Here is a 5,065-nt window from a genome sequence, read left to right as displayed (position 1 = left end):
GGCAGAGGGGGGGTAACCCCCACCCATTACAGCCCCAGCATCCGCCGGTTCGCCGCATCATCCGTCCCGGACGCGGCAAAGTCGTCAAACGCCTTCTTTGTCACGCGAATGATGTGATGCCGGACAAACTCCGCACCCTCGCGCGCACCGTCTTCCGGATGTTTCAGCGCGCATTCCCATTCCACCACGGCCCAGCCGTCGAAATCATATTGGGTCAGCTTGGAGAAGATGCCGCCGAAATCGACCTGGCCGTCGCCCGGGGAGCGGAAGCGGCCGGCGCGCTGCACCCAGCCCTGGTAGCCGCCATAGACGCCCTGCCGGCCGGTCGGGTTGAACTCGGCATCCTTGACGTGGAACATCTTGATGCGGTCGTGATAGATGTCGATGTGGTCGAGATAGTCGAGGCACTGCAGGACATAGTGCGACGGGTCGTAGAGCATGTTGGCGCGGGGGTGGTTCTTAACCCGCTCGAGGAACATCTCGAAGGTTACGCCGTCATGCAGGTCTTCGCCCGGATGGATTTCGTAGCAGACGTCGACGCCATTGTCCTCGGCATGGTCGAGGATCGGCGTCCAGCGGCGGGCGAGTTCGTCGAAGGCGGTTTCGACCAGGCCGGCCGGGCGCTGCGGCCAGGGATAGATGAACGGCCAGGCAAGCGCGCCGGAGAAGGTCGCATGCGCCTTGATGCCAAGATTCTTCGAGGCCGAGATCGCCATCTTCACCTGGTCGACGGCCCAGGCCTGGCGTGCTCCAGGGTTGCCGCGCACTTCGGGTGCTGCAAAGCCGTCGAAGGCTTCGTCATAGGCCGGATGGACGGCGACGAGCTGGCCCTGCAAGTGGGTCGAGAGCTCGGTGACTTCGATGCCGTTCTGGCGGGCGACTCCGGCGAATTCGTCGCAATAGTCCTTGGAGGTCGCGGCCTTCTTGAGGTCGATGAGCTGGCCGGCCCAGGTCGGGACCTGGACGCCAACATAGCCGGCATCGGCGGCCCATTTGGTGATCGCATCCCAGGAATTGAAGGGGGCGGTGTCGCCCGCGAACTGTCCGAGAAACAGCGCCGGGCCCTTGATCGTCTTCATTTGGATTCCTCCTGATTGTGGCGGGAAATTAACATCGGAAAAAAGATTGCGAAACGGAAAAGGTCATAAAGAAACGCGCCCATCCGGTGGGATGGGCGCGAGAGGGTCACGTCAGATCAGAACGGAGAATCCGGGAAGTAGAAATCCTTGGCATTGTCCTTGGTGACGAGAGTGGCGTCGAGGACATAGGTACCGCGGACCGGGACCTGATCATAGAAGTTGTTGGCGGTCAGTTCCATCGCAGTGCCGACCATTGCCGGCGGATAGAGGATGTCGACCGGGATCAGCTTGTCGCCGTCCATGACCTTCTTGACCATGTCCTTGGAGCCGGCGCCGGCGAGAACATATTTGATATCCGTACGCTTGGCCTGGTCGATGGCCTGCAGCACGCCCACGGCCATGTCGTCATCCTGGCACCAGACCACGTCGATCTTCTGATATTTGGTCAAATAATCCTGCATGACCTTGAAGGCGTCGTCGCGGTTCCAGTTGCCGTATTGGCGGTCGAGAACCTTGATGTTCGAGCCGGCAATACCCTTGTCGAAGCCGTCCTGACGCTGCTGGTCGATCGGGATCGGCAGGCCGCGGATGACGACGACCTGGGCGTCCGGATCGTTCTTCTTGATATATTCGCCGGCCGTCTGGCCGAGGGCGGGATTGTTGCCGGCGACATAGAGGTCGCGGATCGTGTTGTCGTTCACCGACGGCGCGCGGTCGACGATGGTGACGAACTTGCCGGCGTCCTTGACTTCCTTGATGGCGTTGACCAGCGGATCCGGGTCGGACGGCAGGATGACCAGCGCATCGATGCCCTGCGTCTGCAGGTCCTGGATGGCATTGGCCTGGCTCGCGGCATCCGGCGAGGTCTTGACGATGACATTGAGGCCCGGATGTTCGGCCATCAGCAGCTTGGCGACGCGTTCGGCATGGAAGACCACGCCCGCCGTCCAGCCATGGTCGGCGGCCGGGATGGACACGCCGATCGTCACCTTCTTGTCTTCGGCGTGGGCGACGCCGGTAAGCGCCATCATGCTGATGGCGGCAATGCCCATTAGTCCTTTACGCATGTTCTCTCTCCCAAATCAGGGTCTCTCACGCGGGCCGGGCGACCCCTTTGACCCGGCCGGTTCACGATTTCCGCATCAGCGAACGCTGAACGAGCATCGCAATGATGATGATCGCGCCCTGGATGGCGCCGATCAGGTATTCGCTGATGAAATTCGACAACAGCATGATGTTGCCGACGATTTCGAGGATGAAGGCGCCGCAGACTGTGCCCCAGATGCGGCCGACACCGCCACGCAGCGCAGTGCCGCCAACGACCACGGCGGTGATCGCCTGCAATTCCCAGAGAGTGCCTGTTGTCGCAGACGTCGAACCGAGACGTGGCACATAAAGCAGCACGGCGACCGAAACGCAGAGCCCCTGGAGCACGTAGGTGACCGTGCGCACGATATTGACCGGAATGCCGGAATAGCGCGCCACGTCTTCGTTGGAACCGACCGCCAGCACGTGCCGGCCATAGCGGGTGCGATAGAGGATGAAGGCACCGATGACGGCGGTGAGGAAGATGATGAGGATCGGCACCGTAACATTGAAGCTGCCAATCTTGATGATATTGCCGAAATAGGCCGGGCGATAGAGGCTCTGCAGGTCCGGCGAGCGCAATGTGATCGCGCCGCCCTGCGACAGCCAGGTGGTCAGGCCGCGATAGATCCCCATCGTGCCGAGCGTGGCGATGAAGGGCTCGATCTTGCCGACCGTGGTGATGAGGCCGTTGGCGAGGCCGCAGAGCGCGCCGATGACCACGGCGAGCGCCATGGCGGCAAGCAGCATCAGGCCGGGCTCGGCAATAACGCCGGAATTCATGAACAGGATCATCAGGCTGGCGACGAAGGCGACCATCGAGCCGACCGACAGGTCCAGCCCGCCGGAGGAAATCACGAAGGTGGCGCCGACCGCGATGATGGCGATGAAGGCGCTACGGGTCATGACGTTGGAGAGATTGGTACCGCCAAGAAAATTCGGGTTGATGAAGAAGCCGACAATCAGCAGTAGCGCCAGCGCCACGAAGGGTGCCACCGCGCGCAGGTCGATATCCTTCCATGAGCGCTCGATCTTCGGGGTTTCGGTCGAAACATTGGCCATGCTCAGTCTTCGCCGCTCAGGCGGCCTCCCCGATTTTGACGCCCGTGGCAAGCACGACGATCTCGTTCTCGTTCATGTGCTCGCCTGTGACTTCGCCGACGATCCGGCGCGAGCGCATGACGATGATGCGATCGCAAATGCCGATCAGTTCCGGCATTTCGGAGGAGACGACGATGATCGAACGGCCTTCTGCGGCCAGCTTGGCGATGAATTTATAAATCTGTTCCTTGGTGCCGATGTCGATGCCGCGCGTCGGCTCGTCGATGATGACGATCGAGGGATCGAGCATCATCATCTTGGCGAGCAGCAGCTTTTGTTGATTGCCGCCCGAGAGCTGGCCGGCGAGCAGGTCCTTGCGACCGGTGCGGATATCGAATTCGCGGATTGCCTCGTCCAGCGCGGCGCGTTCCCTGTTGCGGTCGATCTGGAAGGCGCGGATGAATTTGCCGAGCGAGGCCAGCGTCAGATTGGTCTTGAGGTCCTTGAGCAGCAGCAGGCCTTTGCCCTTGCGATCCTCGGAGAGATAGACGATGCCGGCCCTGAGGCTCGACTTGACGTCCGGAAAGCTCACCGGCTGCCCGTTCAACCGGATCTGGCCCTTGCCGGTCCGCAGGCCGACAATGCCTTCCATCAGTTCCGTGCGGCCGGCGCCGACCAGGCCGGCAAAGCCCAGGATCTCGCCCTTGCGCAGCTTGAAGGAGGCATGCTCGGCGTGGTGCGGGACGCTGAAATCGCTGACTTCGAGCACAGTTCCAGCGGTGGTCGCGGCATGGCGGTCAGGATAGAGTTTCGCCACGTCGCGGCCAACCATCAGCCGCGCCATATCTGCCGGTTCCAGCTCGCTCACCGGATGGCTGGCAACGAGGCGGCCGTCGCGCAGCACGGTCACCTGATCGGCAATCTCCTTCACCTCCTGCAGGCGATGCGAGATGTAGAGTACGGCGACGCCCTTGTCGCGGATGTCGCGAATTACGTTCAGCAGCGCCTCGGTTTCGACCGGGGTCAGCGAGGCGGTTGGCTCGTCGAAGATCACGACGCGATGCGGCACCAGCAGCACGCGGGCGATCTGCACCAATTGCCGCTGGGCGATCGACAGCCGGCCGACAATGGCGGTGGGATCGATGTCGGCGCCGAGCTCAAGGATCGCCCTGTGGGCGCCGGCGTTCATGGCGCGGTCGTCGACCGTCAGGTGGCGGCGCAATTCACGGCCGAGATAGATGTTCTGCGCCACGGTCAGGTCGGGCGCGAGCAGGATTTCCTGATGGACAAGGACGATACCGCGATGTTCCGCATCGACAGGACCGGAGAGATGGATCGGCTGGCCATCCATGCTGAGCTCGCCGCGGGTGGGTGTGAGGTGTCCGGCGAGCAATTTCATCAATGTCGACTTACCGGCGCCGTTTTCGCCGATGATCGCATGCACCTGCCCGGCATTGACGGTGAGGTTGATGTCGCGCAGCACTTCGACAATGCCGAAGGTCTTGGATATTCCGACCGCCTGCAACAGCGGCGCGGCTGAGCTTTCGGCGGACATGCTCATCGGGCGGCACCCCGTTCGGGGCGCGCGAAAGACGCAGCAAATCCAATGTAGCTGAGATACAACACCTGAATTCCTCCGGGATTCAAGCTAGCCCAGAAAATGAGGTACGTAAAGCAACTTTAGAGCATGCTGTTATTATTTGGAGGCATTCTGTCGTAGCGGCAATTGGGCCAGTTGGAGATGCGACGCGCCCCACCACCCAGCCTGGAGGCGATTTCGGGCTACGCTGCTGTCGCCAGCGGCTTCGCGCGCTCGATCCGCGCTCGTTCCTTGGGGCTGTGCATGGCATCCCATAAGT

4 protein-coding genes are annotated in these 5,065 nt (G+C 61.9%); all 4 read right to left on the bottom strand.

Annotation, left to right across the window (positions count from 1 at the left end; all coding sequences use genetic code 11):
• Positions 1–26: 26 nt before the first annotated feature.
• The 4 genes from AC1DYF_RS15500 to AC1DYF_RS15485 all read right to left on the bottom strand — a co-directional run bounded on the left by AC1DYF_RS15500 (position 27) and on the right by AC1DYF_RS15485 (position 4,767).
• Positions 27–1,079 (bottom strand): sugar phosphate isomerase/epimerase family protein, encoded by a 1,053-nt coding sequence (locus AC1DYF_RS15500; protein ID WP_477877630.1) that lies wholly within the window; start codon positions 1,077–1,079, stop codon positions 27–29.
• A gap of 116 nt (positions 1,080–1,195) precedes the next feature.
• On the bottom strand, positions 1,196–2,131 hold the full coding sequence (locus AC1DYF_RS15495) for a substrate-binding domain-containing protein (protein WP_477877745.1): 936 nt from the start codon (positions 2,129–2,131) through the stop codon (positions 1,196–1,198).
• A 76-nt stretch (positions 2,132–2,207) separates the two neighbouring features.
• Positions 2,208–3,227: an ABC transporter permease gene (locus tag AC1DYF_RS15490; protein ID WP_477877629.1), complete on the bottom strand. Its 1,020-nt coding sequence runs from the start codon at positions 3,225–3,227 to the stop codon at positions 2,208–2,210.
• Between the two features lie 16 nt (positions 3,228–3,243).
• On the bottom strand, positions 3,244–4,767 hold the full coding sequence (locus AC1DYF_RS15485) for a sugar ABC transporter ATP-binding protein (protein WP_477877628.1): 1,524 nt from the start codon (positions 4,765–4,767) through the stop codon (positions 3,244–3,246).
• Between the last annotated feature and the right edge of the window lie 298 nt (positions 4,768–5,065).

This window comes from Rhizobium sp. P2_G9, assembly GCF_056403475.1.
The sequence above is the reverse complement of the archived record's forward strand: the minus strand, read 5'-3'. Positions and strand labels throughout refer to the sequence as shown.

Excerpts from the sequence above, each read along its gene's own strand:
- AC1DYF_RS15500 (WP_477877630.1), bottom strand. The coding sequence starts at position 1,079 with ATGAAGACGATCAAGGGCCCGGCGCTGTTTCTCGGACAGTTCGCGGGC.
- AC1DYF_RS15495 (WP_477877745.1), bottom strand. The coding sequence starts at position 2,131 with ATGGGCATTGCCGCCATCAGCATGATGGCGCTTACCGGCGTCGCCCAC.
- AC1DYF_RS15490 (WP_477877629.1), bottom strand. The coding sequence starts at position 3,227 with ATGGCCAATGTTTCGACCGAAACCCCGAAGATCGAGCGCTCATGGAAG.
- AC1DYF_RS15485 (WP_477877628.1), bottom strand. The coding sequence starts at position 4,767 with ATGAGCATGTCCGCCGAAAGCTCAGCCGCGCCGCTGTTGCAGGCGGTC.